This window comes from Streptomyces sp. RPT161, from assembly GCF_027533845.1.
Taxonomy (GTDB): domain Bacteria; phylum Actinomycetota; class Actinomycetes; order Streptomycetales; family Streptomycetaceae; genus Streptantibioticus_A; species Streptantibioticus_A silvisoli_A.
Genome location: NZ_JAPZVN010000002.1, coordinates 375,809 through 391,976, shown reverse-complemented (window position 1 = coordinate 391,976; position 16,168 = coordinate 375,809). Strand labels below are relative to the sequence as shown.

At 71.8% G+C, this 16,168-nt stretch carries 17 protein-coding genes; 9 read left to right on the top strand and 8 right to left on the bottom strand.

Translation table 11 applies throughout. The annotated features are described in order from the left end of the window. Nucleotides 1–16: 16 nt before the first annotated feature. On the bottom strand, nucleotides 17–919 hold the full coding sequence (locus tag O5O46_RS06385; RefSeq protein ID WP_269854246.1) for an alpha/beta fold hydrolase: 903 nt from the start codon (nucleotides 917–919) through the stop codon (nucleotides 17–19). Further along, a complete protein-coding gene (locus O5O46_RS06380; protein WP_269854245.1) occupies nucleotides 916–1,635 on the bottom strand; it encodes a DUF998 domain-containing protein in 720 nt (239 codons plus the stop codon). The genes O5O46_RS06385 and O5O46_RS06380 overlap by 4 nt, the downstream gene beginning before the upstream one ends. Nucleotides 1,636–1,753: 118 nt before the next feature. Here O5O46_RS06380 and O5O46_RS06375 point away from each other — a divergent pair, with 118 nt between their 5' ends. From O5O46_RS06375 to O5O46_RS06365, 3 genes are all read left to right on the top strand, one after another. Next, nucleotides 1,754–2,278, top strand: a complete 525-nt coding sequence (locus tag O5O46_RS06375) for a hypothetical protein (protein WP_333482338.1) — start codon at nucleotides 1,754–1,756, stop codon at nucleotides 2,276–2,278. A gap of 80 nt (nucleotides 2,279–2,358) precedes the next feature. Continuing rightward, nucleotides 2,359–4,029, top strand: a complete 1,671-nt coding sequence (locus tag O5O46_RS06370; RefSeq protein WP_269854244.1) for a multicopper oxidase family protein — start codon at nucleotides 2,359–2,361, stop codon at nucleotides 4,027–4,029. An 81-nt stretch (nucleotides 4,030–4,110) separates the two neighbouring features. Then, nucleotides 4,111–5,862, top strand: a complete 1,752-nt coding sequence (locus O5O46_RS06365) for an NAD+ synthase (protein WP_269854243.1) — start codon at nucleotides 4,111–4,113, stop codon at nucleotides 5,860–5,862. A 108-nt stretch (nucleotides 5,863–5,970) separates the two neighbouring features. On the opposite strand, the gene O5O46_RS06360 is transcribed toward O5O46_RS06365, so the two are convergent. The 3 genes from O5O46_RS06360 to O5O46_RS06350 all read right to left on the bottom strand — a co-directional run bounded on the left by O5O46_RS06360 (nucleotide 5,971) and on the right by O5O46_RS06350 (nucleotide 9,456). Beyond that, nucleotides 5,971–6,978, bottom strand: coding sequence for an endonuclease/exonuclease/phosphatase family protein (locus O5O46_RS06360; RefSeq protein ID WP_269854242.1), 1,008 nt, complete (start codon nucleotides 6,976–6,978; stop codon nucleotides 5,971–5,973). A 259-nt stretch (nucleotides 6,979–7,237) separates the two neighbouring features. Beyond that, entirely contained in the window at nucleotides 7,238–7,846 is a 609-nt protein-coding gene (locus O5O46_RS06355) for a TetR/AcrR family transcriptional regulator (RefSeq protein ID WP_269854241.1), read from the bottom strand. Then, the gene (locus tag O5O46_RS06350; RefSeq protein WP_269854240.1) at nucleotides 7,843–9,456 is read right to left on the bottom strand and encodes an MFS transporter; all 1,614 of its coding nucleotides are present in this window, start codon (nucleotides 9,454–9,456) and stop codon (nucleotides 7,843–7,845) included. Before O5O46_RS06350 ends, O5O46_RS06355 begins: the two co-directional genes overlap by 4 nt. Nucleotides 9,457–9,632: 176 nt before the next feature. On the opposite strand from O5O46_RS06350, the gene panB reads away from it, so the two are divergent. From panB to O5O46_RS06320, 6 genes are all read left to right on the top strand, one after another. Then, entirely contained in the window at nucleotides 9,633–10,499 is an 867-nt protein-coding gene (gene panB / locus O5O46_RS06345; RefSeq protein ID WP_269854239.1) for a 3-methyl-2-oxobutanoate hydroxymethyltransferase, read from the top strand. A 101-nt stretch (nucleotides 10,500–10,600) separates the two neighbouring features. Next, the gene (locus O5O46_RS06340; RefSeq protein WP_269854589.1) at nucleotides 10,601–11,152 is read left to right on the top strand and encodes a sigma-70 family RNA polymerase sigma factor; all 552 of its coding nucleotides are present in this window, start codon (nucleotides 10,601–10,603) and stop codon (nucleotides 11,150–11,152) included. Next, a complete protein-coding gene (locus O5O46_RS06335) occupies nucleotides 11,149–11,832 on the top strand; it encodes a zf-HC2 domain-containing protein (protein WP_269854238.1) in 684 nt (227 codons plus the stop codon). Before O5O46_RS06340 ends, O5O46_RS06335 begins: the two co-directional genes overlap by 4 nt. A gap of 115 nt (nucleotides 11,833–11,947) precedes the next feature. Further along, nucleotides 11,948–12,955: an ATP-binding cassette domain-containing protein gene (locus O5O46_RS06330; protein ID WP_269854237.1), complete on the top strand. Its 1,008-nt coding sequence runs from the start codon at nucleotides 11,948–11,950 to the stop codon at nucleotides 12,953–12,955. After that, a complete protein-coding gene (locus O5O46_RS06325) occupies nucleotides 12,952–13,803 on the top strand; it encodes an ABC transporter permease (protein ID WP_269854236.1) in 852 nt (283 codons plus the stop codon). Before O5O46_RS06330 ends, O5O46_RS06325 begins: the two co-directional genes overlap by 4 nt. A gap of 144 nt (nucleotides 13,804–13,947) precedes the next feature. Further along, nucleotides 13,948–14,730 carry a site-2 protease family protein gene (locus O5O46_RS06320; RefSeq protein ID WP_269854235.1) on the top strand — a complete coding sequence of 261 codons (783 nt, stop codon included), beginning with the start codon at nucleotides 13,948–13,950 and terminating at the stop codon, nucleotides 14,728–14,730. Here O5O46_RS06320 and O5O46_RS06315 read toward each other — a convergent pair. From O5O46_RS06315 to O5O46_RS06305, 3 genes are all read right to left on the bottom strand, one after another. After that, nucleotides 14,720–14,911, bottom strand: coding sequence for a hypothetical protein (locus tag O5O46_RS06315; RefSeq protein ID WP_269854234.1), 192 nt, complete (start codon nucleotides 14,909–14,911; stop codon nucleotides 14,720–14,722). The two genes, O5O46_RS06320 and O5O46_RS06315, sit on opposite strands and share 11 nt — an antisense overlap. Before the next feature lie 76 nt (nucleotides 14,912–14,987). After that, nucleotides 14,988–15,713 carry an NADPH-dependent F420 reductase gene (gene npdG / locus O5O46_RS06310; protein ID WP_269854233.1) on the bottom strand — a complete coding sequence of 242 codons (726 nt, stop codon included), beginning with the start codon at nucleotides 15,711–15,713 and terminating at the stop codon, nucleotides 14,988–14,990. A gap of 69 nt (nucleotides 15,714–15,782) precedes the next feature. After that, nucleotides 15,783–16,022 (bottom strand): hypothetical protein, encoded by a 240-nt coding sequence (locus O5O46_RS06305; protein ID WP_269854232.1) that lies wholly within the window; start codon nucleotides 16,020–16,022, stop codon nucleotides 15,783–15,785. Nucleotides 16,023–16,168: the final 146 nt, after the last annotated feature.

Here is a 16,168-nt window from a genome sequence, read left to right as displayed (position 1 = left end):
AACACGCACCGGCACTTCAGGTACGCACCCTCCCCAGGGGAATTCCCGGGTCGAGCAGTGCGGAGGCCACCGCCCGCGGCCGGTCGATCATGATCAGGTGCCCCGACGGAGTGACGATCTTGAACCGGGCGCCGAGCACGTTGGCCAGCAACAGCTGCCGTCGCAGCCAGTGCAGCGCCCGGCGCGAGCCACTGCCGTCGTACGCGGCCAGCACGGTCACCGGTACCGCGGGCAGTGGCCGGCGGGCGCGCAGCTCGCGGATCTCGTCGGCCATGTCCGGATAGCGGGTGTTCTCCAGCAGGGCGGCGCGCAGCATCCGGCCGGTGCGGTAGGTACGCCGCACCAGTGGCGTGGGGGCCGGGTCGCGGCCGTCCAGCGTGGTGGCACTCCACAGCAGTCGGCGTCCGGTCGGCCCGAGTGCGTACGGTACGGCGGCGGCGGTCAGCGCGGTGGCCAGTGCCCGGGCGGCGGCGGTGCGCAGCCCGCTGGCCGTGGGCGTGCGGGGTGCCTCCTCGACACTGGCGTCCACCAGCAGCAGGGCGGCGGTGCGCTCGGGGTAGAGCCGGGCGAAGGCCTCGGCGTGGAAGCCCGCCAGCGAGTGCCCGGCGACGGTGCACGGTCCGTGCAACCCGAGCGCGTCCAGCACCCGCCGGATCCGTTCCGCCTCGGTGGCGGCGGTGGGTGCCGCGACCGGCGGGGCGCTGAGCCCGTAGCCGGGGCGGTCGAACCGCACCACCGTGCGGTGCGGGGTGAGCAGTGGGATCACCGCGTCCCAGTCGAACCAGCTCAGCCCCAGCCCACCGCTGAGCACGCAGACCGGTCCCGCGCCCTCGCGCAGTACGTGCAGCGGCACGCCGCCGACGCGCAGGATCCAGCCGGGCGGCGCGGCGCCCGGCACGGGGTGGGCGCGGGCGGTCATGGCGGCGGGGGTGTCGGTTGGCGGGACACGGAGACGGCCAGCGCGCCGATCCAGACGGCGACCAGCAGCGTCTGGAGCCGCTGCCCCGCCCCCAGCGACCAGGTGCCGCGCCCGGTCTGGAAAGCGGCCGTGGCGCCCAACGCCCATGCGGTGGCGGCCAGTTCGGCGCATACCAGCGGTGGCCCGAGAGTGCGCAGCGGGGGCGGCCAGCCGTACCGCCGGGCCGCATGGGTGAGCGTCACCAGCGCGGTGAGGGCGGCGAGCACGGCGGTCGTGCTGCTCACCGCATGCGCGGTGTGCGTGGCGGGGACCAGCCCCGCCGTCTCGCGGGCGGCGCAGCTCTCGTCCCGGGTCGGGGCGCAGCTCAGCGGCAGCCGAGAGTCCACCGCGGTGGCGGCGCCGAACACCGCCAGTGCGGCCCAGCCCGTGGTGGCCCAGCGGCGGCGCGGCAGCAACAGGAGCCCGCAGCACGATCCGATGAGCACGGCGAGGCCCGCCAGCAGGTCGGTGGCACGGAACAGGCCACCGAGCGGTTGGTCCACGGCGGCCAGTTCGCTGAGATACGCCTGGAGCGGGTCGAGCCCGGTGGCGAGGACGACTTCCAGCACCCAGGCGGTGTAGGCGGCGGCTCCGAGCAGCAACGGCACGGACGTGACCAGGACCGGGGCAGGGCAGTCGCGGCCCGGCCGTCGGCGGCGGTGCGGGGATGGCGCCATGGATGTCCGTTCGTCGCGCTCTGGCTCCATCGTCGGGCGGTGGCGCGAGGGACGCATTCCGGGACTGAGCCGTTGTCAGTGGCGGTGTGTAGGGTTCTTTGTCGAAGGTGCTGCCCGCGTGGCAGGAGTTACCCAGGAGACACCAGGGGGGTGTGCGATGGTCCGCCGACTGCTGCTGTTCGCCGCCCTGCTGTTCGGGATCTTCACCATGCACACCATCGGGCACCCAGCGATGCCCGCAATGCCGGGGATGTCCGCGGCGGCGGAGTCGGTCCCGGCGGCGGCGTCGGTCCCGGCGGGTGAGACGGTCCAGGCGGCTGAGTCGGGCCCGACGGCGCCGGTCGCGGCACCCGGGCGCCCCGCGCCGCCGTCCGCCGCGGCCCCGGCCGCGCAGGCTCCCTCCCCCGGTCACGATCGGCACCCTCAACCCGCCCATTCCATGGACCCGTTGTCGGTCTGCCTCGCCGTGCTCGGCGCGTGGGGCAGCGCGCTGCTCGCCGTCCTCGGGCTGGCGCTGGGGTTGGCCGAGACGGGTGCGGGCGTCGCACTGGCCGCGTTGCGCACACGTCTCACGGGGGCGCGGCCCGTGCCGCCGCCGCTCATATCGCTGTCCCTCGCCCGTCTGTCGGTGTCGCGCATATAGGTCCCGTCATCGGCCGCTTCCGCGCGGCCGCATGCCACCACCCGTATGCACATCCATCGACACCACGAGGTGCACTCCCCATGCGCACTTACACCCGCCGCGCCATGCTCGGCGCGGGTCTCGGCCTGGCCGGAACCGGGCTGCTCGCCGCCTGCTCGTCCTCCGGCCCGGGGCGGCACGGCCCGTCGGCCGACGGATTCGTCTCCCCCGACGGCCCGCAGGTCGCCGCCGCCGAGCGGCGGCGCGGCAGCGGTCCGCTGCGCCAAGTACGGCTCACCGCAACCGAGTCGACGCTGGACCTGGGCGGCCCGAAGGTCCGCAGCTGGAGCTACGGCGGTCAACTCCCCGGCCGGGAGATCCGCGTCACCGCGGGCGACACCCTTGAGGCCCTGCTGGTCAACCACCTTCCCGAGCCCACCACGGCACACTGGCACGGCCTGACGCTACGCAACGACATGGACGGCGTCCCCGACGTCACCCAGCGGGCGGTCGCCCCCGGCGCCCGGTTCGCCTACCGCTTCACGGTGCCGCACCCGGGCACGTACTGGCTGCACCCGCACACCGGCGTGCAGCAGGACCGCGGCCTGTACGCGCCGCTGATCGTCGAGGACCCGAAGGAACCGCTCCGGTACGACAGGGAGTGGGTGGTCGTGCTGGACGACTGGGTCGACGGCGTGGACGGTTCCACGCCGGACGCCGTGCTCGGCGGGATGTCGTCGGGGACGCACGGCGGCCACGGCACCGGCGGGCATGGCGGCCCCGGCAACGGCGGCCACGGCACCGGCGGGCATGGCGGCCCCGGCAACGGCGGCCACGGCACCGGCGGGCATGGCGGCTCCGGCGGCCACGGCACCGGCGGCGACGACCGCGACGGCATGTCCGACATGCCAGGTATGGGCGCCATGGGCTTCTCCGCTCCCGGCCCGAGCCGCATGCTGATGGGTGCGACCAGCGGCCTGCTCGGCGGCGACGCGGGCGATGTCGCGTACCCGTACTACCTGGTCAACGGCCGTATCGCGGATGACCCGCAGACCTTCACCGCCAAACCGGGCGAGCGGCTGCGCATCCGGCTCATCAACGCGGGCGGCGACACCGCCTTCCGCGTCGCCCTCGGCGGTCACCGCATGACCGTCACCCACGCCGACGGCCTGCCGGTCGCCCACACCACGGCGGACTCGCTGCTGCTGGGTATGGGCGAGCGCTACGACGTCCTGCTCACCGCGGGCGACGGGGTGTTCCCGCTGGTCGCGCTGGCGGAGGGAAAGAACGCGGTAGCGCGGGCCGTGCTGCGCACCGCCACCGGCGAGGCGCCCGGGAAGGACGCACGCCCGGCGGAACTGGACCGGGCACCGCTGACCGCGGGGAGGTTGCGCGCCGCGCCCTGCGTGGCGCTGCCCGCCAAACGGCCGGACACCACCGTCGCCCTGCGGCTGACCGGCGGTATGGCGAAGTACGACTGGGGCTTCAACGGGGAGAGGTATGACCCCGCGCGACGGATTCCGGTGCGCTCCGGCGACCGCGTGCGGCTGTCGTTCCGCAACGACACCGCCATGTGGCATCCGGTCCATCTGCACGGGCACGCCTTCGCCCTGCCCAACGGCGGACCGCGCAAGGACACCGCGATAGTGCTGCCCCGGCAGACCCTGGACGTCGAGTTCGACGCGGACAATCCGGGGTTGTGGATGATCCACTGCCACAACGTCTACCACGCGGAGAGCGGCATGATGGCGCTACTGGGCTACCGGCGGTAGCCGCCCTGGGCCCGCAGGGTGTGAGCCAGCCGACGCGCCCCGCGGGCCCCATAGCGTCGAACAGACGATTACGCTGGGGCCGTGCCTCAACTTCGTCTCGCCCTCAATCAGATCGACTCCTGCGTCGGTGACATCTCCGGCAACTCGGACGCGATAGTGCGCTGGACACGGCACGCGGCCGACCAGGGGGCGAATCTGGTCGCCTTCCCCGAGATGGCGCTGACCGGTTATCCGGTCGAGGACCTCGCGCTGCGCGCGTCGTTCGTGGAGGCGTCTCGCTCCGCGCTGACCGCGCTGGCGACGCGGCTCGCCGCCGAGGGGCTCGGCGAGGTCCCGGTGGTGGTGGGCTACCTGGACCGCAGCGAGAAGGCCGAGCCGCGGTACGGCCAGCCGGCGGGCGCGCCGCAGAACGCGGCGGCGGTGCTGCACCGCGGCGGCGTGGTGCTGTCGTTCGCCAAACACCACCTGCCCAACTACGGCGTGTTCGACGAGTTCCGCTACTTCGTGCCCGGCGACACGCTGCCGGTGATCCGGGTGCGCGGCATCGACGTGGCGCTGGCGATCTGCGAGGACCTGTGGCAGGACGGCGGGCGGGTGCCCGCCACCCGTACCGCCGGGGCCGGGCTGCTGCTGTCCGTCAACGCCTCCCCGTACGAGGTCGCCAAGGACGACACCCGGCTCGACCTGGTGCGCAAGCGCGCGCAGGAGGCGGGCTGCACGCTCGCGTACCTCGCGATGACCGGCGGGCAGGACGAGTTGGTCTTCGACGGCGACTCGATCGTGGTGTCGGCTGAGGGTGAAGTGATCACCCGTGCGCCGCAGTTCGAGGAGGGCTGCGTACTGGTCGACCTGGAACTGCCCGCCGCCGGCGCGGTCCCCTCGGGCACGGTGGACGACGGTCTGGTCATCGAGCACCGGACGATCTCGGCGGAGCCGCTTGCTCCGTACGAGCCGCAGGTGCCCGGGGAGCAGGCGCCACGGCTGGGTGACGACGAGGAGATCTACACGGCACTGGTCGTGGGGCTGCGCGCCTATCTCACGAAGAACGGTTTCCGCAGCGTTCTGGTCGGGCTCTCCGGCGGTATCGACTCGGCGCTGGTGGCGGCCATCGCGTGTGACGCGATCGGCGCGCAGCACGTGTACGGCGTGTCGATGCCGTCCCGCTACTCCTCCGATCACTCCAAGGGCGACGCGGCGGAGTTGGCGCGGCGCACCGGGCTGAACTTCCGGACCGTGCCGATCGGCCCGATGTTCGACGCCTTCATGGCCTCACTGCACCTGTCGGGGCTGGCCGAGGAGAACCTCCAGGCGCGGCTGCGCGGTACGACGCTGATGGGGATCTCCAACCAGGAGGGTCACCTGGTGCTGGCGCCGGGCAACAAGTCCGAGCTGGCGTGCGGCTATTCGACGCTCTACGGGGACGCGGTGGGCGGCTTCGCGCCGATCAAGGACGTCTTCAAGACCAAGGTGTGGGAGCTGGCGAAGTGGCGTAACGCGGCCGCCGCCGAGCGCGGTCAGGTTCCGCCGATCCCGGAGAACTCCATCGTCAAGCCGCCGAGCGCGGAGCTGCGGCCGGGCCAGGTCGACACCGACTCGCTGCCGGACTACGACGTACTGGACGTGATCCTGGACCGGTACGTGGAGCAGGACCAGGGCCGCGCGCAGATCGTGGCCGCGGGCTTCGACGAGGAGCTGGTGGAACGGATCGTCCGACTGGTCGACACGGCCGAGTACAAGCGGCGGCAGTACCCGCCGGGCACGAAGATCACCGCCAAGGGCTTCGGCAAGGACCGCCGCCTCCCGATCACCAACCGCTGGCGGGAACGGGGCTGACGCCCCCTCGGGGCACGTAGTTGCCTTTCCGGGGGCGGCGGCCCCCCGGCCCCTTCCGCGGCGGGCCAGGGCTGACGGCACACGGGCTAGCAGGAGGAGAGACCCCCGCTAGCCCACCCGCAGGGTCGCCGCCACCGGCAGGTGATCGCTGCCAGTGGCCGGCAGCACCCAGGAGCGGGCAGGCGCAATCCCCCGCACCATGATCTGGTCGATCCGCGCCATGGGAAACGACGCGGGCCAGGTGAAGCCGAACCCGTCTCCCGCCGCGCCCTGCGCGGAGCGCATCTGCGCGGTGATCGGCGACAGACTCCGGTCGTTCATCGTCCCGTTGAGGTCCCCGAGCAGAATCACCCTCCGCTGCGGCTCCCGAGCTATCGCGTCCCCCAGGGCCGCCGCACTGCGGTCCCGCTGCCCGGCGGTGAACCCGCTGTCCAGCCGCACCCGGACCGACGGCATGTGCGCCACGTAGACCGCCACCGGGCCCTGAGGCGTGGCCACCGTGGTGCGCAGCGCCCGGACCCAGCCGAGCTGGATGTCCACCGGCCGGGTGTCGCTGAGCGGGTACTTGCTCCACACCGCGACCGTGCCCTCCACCTCGTGGTAGCGGTAGGTGTCCGCCAGGCCCCGCTCGTAGACGGGGAGCGCGTTGCCTGCCAGTTCCTCCAGCGCGACGATGTCGGCGCCCGAGCCCGCGATGTCCTTGGCGGTGGCGGCCGGGTCCGGGTTGCCGGCGTTCACGTTGTGGCTGACGACGGTGAGGTTGCCACCGCCGGACGACTTGCCGGTCAGCAATCCGCCGAACAGGTTCACCCACACCACCGCGGGCACCAGTAGCGCGGCCAGCGCCACCGCCGAGCGCCGTACCAGGGCGAAGGCGAGCAGCACCGGCACCACGAGCCCCGTCCAGGGCAGGAACGTCTCGAACAGGCTGCCCAGGTTGCCGACGCTGTTGGGAACGCTGGAGTGGAAGAACATCAGCAGCCCGACGACCAGCGCGATCGCGGCGATCACCCAGCCGCGCCGCCAGGTGCCCGCGTCCCGCCAGTGGATCGCGGGTCGGCTCGGGCGTGTCTCGTGCTCGTCGCGCTCACCGTGCGCCGTGTCCGCCTGGGCCATGGGTCCTCACCTGTCCGCGTGCCTGTGTGTACGCGCCGAACCGCGGTCGCCCCCGAGGGGCGAGGGTCCGTGCTTCCGACCCTAGGGGCGGACGGGGTACGGCGCTCATCTGAGGGACGGACCGGATGACACGGTGGTTTCCGTCCACGGCGCTGCTTCGGCTCCTGTGACACGATGCGCATATTCGGCAGCCGAACCAGCACATTCCCGATACGTTCCGGGCACCGCACCGCGCTCAGGACCGCGCGAACGGCCCAGGTCAGTCCTGGTGAACGGGGCGTACCCCGTCGAGTACGGCGTCCACGATCCGCTCCGCCAGCCCGTCCTCCATCGGCGCCCGCTCGTACAGCAGCGCACGGGCCAGCATCGGCCCGGCGATCAGGTCCACGAGCAGCCGTACGTCGAGGTCGTCGCGGATCTCCCCGGTGCGCACCCCGCGCCGCAGCACCGCGTACATCGCCTCGCGGCGGGTGCGTACCACCGTGTCGTGGTACTGCCGCCACAGCTCGGGGCTGTGCTGGAGGTGGCCGATGACGTTGCGCAGCACCGCCGAGGAGCGTTTGGCCAGCGCGCCCTGGCGCATCGCCTCCAGCAGCGCCACCAGGTCGTCGCGCACCGACGCCCCGGCCAGCGGCGGCAGCGGTTCGTCAACCGCCCGCACGACGTCCACCAGCAGGGCGTCCTTGTTGGCCCACCGGCGGTAGACGGTGGCCTTGCCGACTCCGGCCGAGCGGGCGATGCGCTCCATGGACAGCTCGCCGAGCGTCACGCCCTCCTCCAGCAGCCGCAGCACCGTCTCCACGATCGAGCTGTCCGCCGCCGCGCTGCGCGGACGGCCCCGCCCGGTGGCCATGGTGCGCGTCCTCATCCCCCGCTCCGCGCCGCCGACCTCTCCGGTTCGGCGGACGGTGGCCGCACGGCGTCGCCGTGCGGCAGGAACAGCCAGGCCACCGCGGCGCCCAGGAAGGCGACGGCCGCCGATCCGACGGCCGTGGCGTGCATGGCGTGGATGAACGCGTTGTCGGCCGGGCCGACCAGCGCCTGGCCCACCGGCCCCAACTGCTGCGCCACCCCCAAGGTGGCCTCGACGGACTCGCCCGCCGTGTGCTGTACGTGCGCCGGCAGTCCGGGCACCGCGGCGAGCTCGCCGCGGATGCTGTGGCGGTAGACGGTGGACAGCACCGAGCCCAGCACGGCGACTCCGACCGCGCCGCCCACCTGCCGGAAGGTGTTGTTCACCGCGGACCCGGAACCGGCCTTCTCACGCGGCAGCGACGACATGATCATGACGGTGGCGGGCGGCATGACGTGCGCCATCGCCGTACCCATCACGAAGAACACGACTTCCAGTACCCACACCGGAGTCGACCGCCCCAGCAGCAGGAAGCCCAGGAACGCCACCGAGGTCAGCAGCATGCCCCCGGTGCACACCGCGCGGGCGCCGAACCGGTTGACCACCAGCCGGGCCCGCGGCGCGAAGATGATCTGCGCGGCGGCCAGCGGAAGCAGCAGCAGCCCCGACTGCAACGGGCTGAACCCGCGCACGCTCTGGGTGTAGAAGACGAAGAAGAACGTCACGCCCATCAACGCGAAGAACACCAGGCCGATGGTGACCACCGAGGCGGAGAACCGCCGGTCGCGGAAGTACCCGACGTCGAAGGCGGGATGGCTGCTGCGCCGCTCGTACAGCACGAAGAGGGTGAGCACGGCGAGCCCGCCCAGTATGGCCGCCCACGACCTGGGCGCGCCGAAGTCGGCCAACTGGCCGCCCTTGATGATCCCGTAGACCAGCAGCACCAGGCCGATGACGGACAGCAGCACGCCCAGCGGGTCCAGCCGCCCGGGGTGCGGGTCCCTGGAGTCGGGGACCAGGAACGACATCGCGATCAGTGCGGCCAGCACGATCGGCACGTTGACGAAGAAGACCGAGCCCCACCAGAAGTGCTGGAGCAGCAGCCCACCGGCGATCGGGCCGAGCGCGATGGCGAAGCCCACCGAGCCGGTCCAGATGCCGATGGCCTTGGGCTGCTCCTCGCGTTCGAAGACGTTCATGATGATGGCGAGCGTGGACGGCATGACGAACGCCGCGCCGAGCCCCATCACCGCGCGGAATCCGATGAGTTGGACCGCTGAGCTCGCCTCCGCCGAGAGCACGGAACCGGTGCCGAACACCAGCATGCCGAACAGCAGCACCTTCTTGCGGCCCAGCCGGTCACCCAGCAGCCCGGCGGTGAACAGCAGCCCGGCGAAGACCAGCGTGTAGGCGTTGATCGCCCACTCCAACTGGCTCTGGGTGGCGCCCAGGCCGGTGGGCTCGGGCTGGGCGATGGTCTTCATCGCCACGTTGAGGATCGAGTTGTCGAGCACGACGACGAGCAGGCTGAGCAGCAGCACGGCCAGAATGGCCCAGCGGCGGCGGTGCACCGCTTCGGGGATCCGCGGGGTGGACGATGTCACAGCAGCGTCATCTGCGGGCATGGGTTCCACGCTAGACGCGCTTACGATACGAATCCGTCTCGTATCGTAAATGGCGGGCAAAGCCGGGCGGTGGAAGAACGGGGCACCGGCCTTTCGGCCACCGCCGCGGCATGTCAGCATGGAGGCGATCCGGAGACGCCGTCAGGGCGCTTCGAGACATGAACAGGAGCCTTTCCATGACGCACGTTGAGGCTGCCCAAAAGCAATCCGACAGCAGCAAGGCGCTGTACGGAGGAACGGGCACCCGCCGCATCACCGTGAGGGACATCGCCGCGGCCAAGCAGCGCGGCGAGAAGTGGCCGATGCTCACCGCGTACGACGCCATGACCGCCTCTGTCTTCGACGAGGCGGGCATTCCGGTGCTGCTGGTCGGCGACTCCATGGGCAACTGTCACCTCGGCTACGACAGCACGGTCCCGGTCACCATGGACGAGATCACCATGCTGTCCGCCGCCGTGGTACGCGGCACCAGCCGCGCGCTGATCGTCGGCGACCTGCCGTTCGGCTCCTACCAGGAGGGCCCGACGCAGGCGCTGCGCAACGCCACCCGGCTGGTCAAGGAGGCCGGGGTGGGCGCGGTGAAGCTGGAGGGCGGCGAGCGCTCGGCGCACCAGATCGAGCTGCTGGTCTCCTCCGGCATCCCGGTGATGGCGCACATCGGCCTGACCCCGCAGTCGGTGAACGCGTTCGGCGGCTACCCGGTGCAGGGCCGGGGCGAGGAGGCCGCCCAGCAGTTGCTGCGGGACGCCAAGGCGGTGCAGGACGCGGGCGCCTTCGCGGTGGTGCTGGAGCTGGTACCGGCCGAGCTGGCCGCGGAGGTCACCACGATGCTGCACGTGCCCACCGTCGGCATCGGTGCGGGCCCGGACTGTGACGCGCAGGTGCTGGTGTGGACCGACATGGCGGGGATGACCGGCGGGCGGCTGCCGCGCTTCGTCAAGCAGTACGCACGGCTGCGTGAGGTGCTCGGCGACGCGGCCAGGTCGTTCGCCGACGAGGTGGTCGACGGGGCGTACCCGGCGGCGGAGCACAGCTTCCACTAGCCGTTGAGCAAAGCCGGGCCACCTCCCGTATGTCCTGATGAACCCACGGTGACATACAGGAGGTGGCCCCACTCGTGCTTCAGGTCGACCGCGGGCCGGGCCTGCGCGAGGATGCCAGCGTGGAACGCCACCGCTTCCCGGGCCACGGCTCGGAGGAGGAACTGATGCGGGCGCTCTACCGCGATCACGCGGGTCCGCTGATGGCCTATGTGCTGCGCCTGGTCGCCGGAGACCGCTACCTCGCCGAGGACGTGGTGCAGGAGACCCTGCTGCGGGCCTGGCGCAGCGCCTCGCACCTGGACCCGAGCGGACGCGGCCTGCGGCCGTGGCTGGTGACCGTCGCCCGCCGGGTGGTCATCGACGCGCACCGCGGCCGGCTCGCCCGCCCGGTCGAGGAGGGCGGCGCCGACCTGGAGCAGGTGCCCGCCGACGACGAACTCGACCGCGCGCTACGGCTGATGACCATCTCCGACGCGATGGGCGACCTGACGCCCGCCCATCGCCAGGTGCTGGTGGAGACGTACTTCAGGGGCCGGGACACCAACGAGACCGCCAAGGTGCTCGGGGTGCCGCCGGGCACCGTACGGTCCCGGATCTACTACGCGCTGCGCAGTCTGCGGAACGCACTGGAGGAGAGAGGAGTGACCTCGTGACCGAGTACGCACGGCCCGACCCGCACATCGACGTCGGCGCGTATCTGCTCGGCGTGCTGGACGACGCCGAGATGGACCGGTTCGAGCGGCACCTCGCCGAGTGCGACGTCTGCGCCACGCGGTTGGACGAACTCGGCGGCCTGGTCCCGGTGTTGGCGGAACTCGGGAGCGCGGGCGCACCCGAGCCGCCGAGCGAGGCGATGCTGGACCGGCTGCTGGGCGAGGTGGCGGCGCAGCGCAGGACCAGGGTGCGCCGCCGGTGGCTGGCGGCGGTGGCCGCCGCGGTACTGATCGTCGCCGGTCCGACCGCGGCCGTGCTGGCCAGCCAGGGGCAGCCCGCGGTGACCGGTGTGCAGGCCGCGGCGTTCCAGCGCGCCGCGACCGACCCCGTGAGCGGGGCGTCGGCCATCGTCGGGCTGACCGGCAAGCCCTGGGGCACCCAGATCGACCTGCGGCTGTCCTACGTCTACGGGCCGCGCACCTGCCATCTGGTGGTGGTCGGCAAGGACGGCCGCCAGGACACCATCGCCAGTTGGACGGTCTCCGGCCAGGGCTACGGCACCGACGAGCATCCGCAGCCGCTCGACCTCAAGGGCTCCACCTCGATGTCCCCGTCCGACATCTCCCGGTTCGACGTCATCACCTCCCAGGGCCAACGGCTGATCTCGGTGAAGGCTTAGCCGGGAGCGTGGGGGCCGCGCCCACCGCCGTCCCTTTGACCCGCTTGGCCCGCGGCAGGCGAGCCTGTCAGCGGCCTGTCAGCGCCCTGTCGGTGGCGTCGGCGACCGTGGTCGCATGAAACCGCTCAAGACGACGACCAGTGGCGGCGGCAAAGCCGTGGAAGTACGGGGCCTGGCCAAGCGCTTCGGCGAGACGAAAGCCCTCGACGGAGTGGATCTTGAGGTGTCCCAGGGCACCGTACTGGGCGTGCTCGGCCCGAACGGTGCCGGGAAGACCACCCTGGTACGGATCCTGTCCACTCTGATCAGGCCGGACGCCGGGACCGCCCGGGTCGCGGGGCACGACGTGCTGACCCAGCCCCGGCAGCTGCGCCGGGTGATCGGGCTGACCGGCCAGTACGCGTCGGTGGACGAGAAGCTGTCCGGCCGGGAGAACCTGTACATGATCGGGCGGTTGCTCGACCTGTCCCGGAAGGACGCCAGGTCCCGCGCGGACGAGCTGCTGGAGCGCTTCTCGCTGACCGACGCGGCCCGGCGTCCGGCGATGAACTACTCGGGCGGTATGCGCCGACGGCTCGACCTCGCCGCCAGCATGATCGGCCGCCCCGCGGTGCTCTACCTGGACGAGCCCACCACCGGGCTCGATCCGCGCACCCGCAACGAGGTGTGGGAGGAGGTCCAGCGGATGGTGGCCGACGGCGCCACCGTGCTGCTGACCACGCAGTACATGGAGGAGGCCGAGCAGCTCGCCGACGAGTTGACGGTGATCGACCGCGGCCGGGTGATCGCCGAGGGCCGGATCGACGAGCTGAAGGCGAAGGTCGGCGGCCGCACCCTGCGGATCACCCCCGGCGACCGCGCCGAACTGCCGCGGATGCTGGCCGCGTTGGCCCAGGCCGGGCTGGACGGCATCACGGGGGCGACCGCCGACGAGGCCGACGGCACGGTGCACGTACCCGTCATCAGCGACGAGCAACTGACCGCCATCGTTGCGCTGTTGGGGGCGCGCGGCTTCTCCATCGCCGGTATCGGCACCCATCTGCCCAGTCTGGACGAGGTGTTCCTGGCCCTCACCGGCCAGAAGGCCGCGCGGTCCAGCGAGTTCGAGGAAGTCGGAGCATGACAGCGAAGCGAAGTGTCCCGGTTGAGGTCGGCGACGGGCGACCGGTGGGCGTGAGCACTGTGACCGCCGCACACGATGGCCGCATCGGGCTGCGGGCCAACCTGCGGCACATCGGGGCGCTGGCGCGCCGCAACCTGATGCGGATCAAGCAGGACCCGGAGTCGATGTTCGACGTCCTGCTGATGCCCGTGATCTTCACCCTGCTGTTCGTCTACGTCTTCGGCGGCGCGGTCGCCGGAAACCAGCACGCCTACGTCAACTACGTGATCCCGGGGCTGATGGCGATGATGGGCATGAACATCGCCATGGCGGTCGGCTCGGGCATCAACGACGACTTCAAGACCGGGGTGATGGACCGGTTCCGGACCATGCCGATAGCGCGCTCCTCGGTGCTGATCGCGAAGATCGTGGTGGAGATCGGCCGGATGCTGGTCGCCACCACGCTCCTGCTGGTGATGGGCTTCGTTCTGGGGCTGACCATCGAGACCTCGGTGCTGCACCTGCTCGCCGCGGTCGGCCTGGGGCTGGTCTTCGGCGCCTCGCTGATGTGGATCTTCATCCTGCTGGGGCTGACCGTGAAGACGGCGCAGGCGGTGCAGGGGCTGGGCATGCTGGTGCTGATGCCGCTGCAGTTCGGCAGCTCGATCTTCGCCAAGCCGACCACCATGCCTGGCTGGCTGCAGGCCTTCACCAAGGTCAATCCGCTGTCGGCGCTCGCCGACGCCAACCGGAGCCTGGTCAACGGCGGGCCGGTCGCCCATTCGGCGCTGCTCACCCTGGCCTGGGCGGCGGGCATCACCCTGGTCACCGCCCCGCTGGCGGTGGCGAAGTTCCGCGACCGCACCTGACGCCTGTCCGGCGGCGGCCACGCGTCCGGTCATGGAACCGAACCCCATGACCGGACGTTTCCGAGGTGCCGGACACAACACGCGGCCGGATCGGCCTGTACGGTCGGGAACCGATCACGTCCCGGACCCGATGGAGCTTCGCGCATGGCCACCGCAACCACCCGTCACGACCGACAGGTCTCACCCGTGTTCCTCGGGCTGGTCGCGATCATGCTCGTCGCCGGGTGGGCGGTGTGGCACGGGTTCGCGGCCAACACCGGCTTCGCGGTCTTCCTGTTCGTGGTCTCCGGCTGGATCGTCTCGCTGTGCCTGCACGAGTACGCACACGCCCGTTCCGCACTGCACGGCGGCGACATCACGGTGGGCGCCAAGGGCTATCTGACCCTGAACCCGCTGCGGTACACCCATGCGGCGCTGAGCATCGTGCTGCCGGTGGTCTTCGTCATCCTGGGCGGCATCGGGCTGCCTGGCGGCGCGGTGTTCATCGAGCGCGGCCGGATCAGCGGCCGCTGGAGGCACAGCCTGATCTCGGCGGCGGGACCGCTGACCAACGCCGCCTTCGCGCTCGCCCTGATGCTGCCGTTCACCCTCGGCGGGCTGGACTGGGCGCCGACGCCGTTCCTGGCCGCGTTCGCGTTCCTGGCGATGCTCCAGCTGACCGCGGCGATCCTCAACTTCCTGCCGGTGCCGGGGCTGGACGGCTACGGCGTCATCGAGCCGTGGCTGTCGTACAAGGTGCGCCGCCAGGTCGAGCCGTACGCCCCGTTCGGGCTGATCGCGGTCTTCGGCTGCCTGTGGATCCCCGAGATCAACACCGTGTTCTGGGACGTCATCGACGCGATCATGCGCGCCTTCCACATCCCGGACGTGTACTCGGCGTACGGCTACCGCCTCTTCCAGTTCTGGAAGGGCTCCCCTACTGGCTGACCGGCTCCGCGGCGGCCCGGGCGGCCTTCGCCCTGCGCAGGTAGAACCACGCCATGTTGCTGGAGACGCCCGCCATCAGCACCCAGACGACGCCCAGGAAGCTGCCCTGCACGAAGGAGACGACGGCGGCGGCTACGGCGAGCACGCAGACGGCGATGGCGAACAGCGCGAGGCGGGGCATGGGCGGGGCTCCTCGGGTCAACGGCCGGTGACGACTCACCCCATTCTGACCCATGCCCCCCGCGCCGCGACGTCGGCTAGACGTCGGTGACGCGCAGTCCCGCGTGCGCCTTGTACCGGCGGTTCACCGAGATCAGGTTGGCCACCAGGGACTCCACCTGGTGGGCGTTGCGCAACCGCCCGGCGAACACCCCGCGCATGCCCGGGATCCGCGCCGCAAGCGCCTGCACGACGTCGGTGTCCGCGCGGCTGTCGCCCAGCACCATCACGTCGGTGTCGATCCGCTCCACGGCCGGGTCCTGGAGCAGCACCGCGGACAGGTGGTGGAAGGCGGCGGTGACCCGCGAGTCGGGCAGCAGCGCGGCGGCCTGCTCGGCGGCGCTGCCCTCCTCCGGCTTCAGCGCGTACGCGCCCTTCTTGTCGAAGCCCAGCGGGTTGACGCAGTCGACGACCAGCTTGCCCGCCAACTCCTCGCGCAGCGCCTCCAGCGTCTTGGCGTGCCCTTCCCACGGCACCGCGATGATCACGACGTCACTGGCCCGCGCGCACTCCGCGTTGTCCAGACCGCGTACGCCCAGGCCCAGCTCCTCGGCGGCGGTGCGCGCCCGCTCGGTGCTGCGGGAACCGACGATCACCTGCTGCCCGGCCTTCGCCAGCCGGTACGCGAGACCGCGCCCCTGGTCGCCGGTGCCGCCCAGCACGCCCACGACCAGACCGGAGACGTCCGGCAGGTCCCAGGGGTCCTTGGCCGCGGGCTTCGCCGCGGCGGCGCCGCTGTCAGGGGTGTTCGCATCAGTAGTCATACCGGCGATCCTGCCAGCCGACCCGGCACCGCGGCGGTACGGGGGCCGGGTCGCGCGCGGCGGCGTGGCTCAGCTGCCGGTGCCGCGGGGTGCGGAGCCGCCCTGGTCGTTCCAGCGCGGGTCCTGCTCCCACTCCTCGTTGCGCTCCTCCGCGATGTCGATGGCCCGCGCGGCCTCGGCCGCGGTCGGGTACGGGCCGAGCCGTTCCAGCGCGGGACATTCCGGCCCCTCCTCGACCTTGTGGTCCCTGAGGCAGTAGTACCACTCGCCCGGTTTGCCGGTCGCCTTCTTGCGTCTGAACAGAGCCATGCCGCACTCCTACCGCGTTCTGCCGGGGCCAACCCCCGGGCCCCTGGTGTTTCCCTGTCCGCCAATCGTTCCCCCCGGCCGCCCATCGCCACCCCTCGGCGGAGATACCGTGCGGCCGCAGCTTCGATTGTGCGGCGCCGATACAC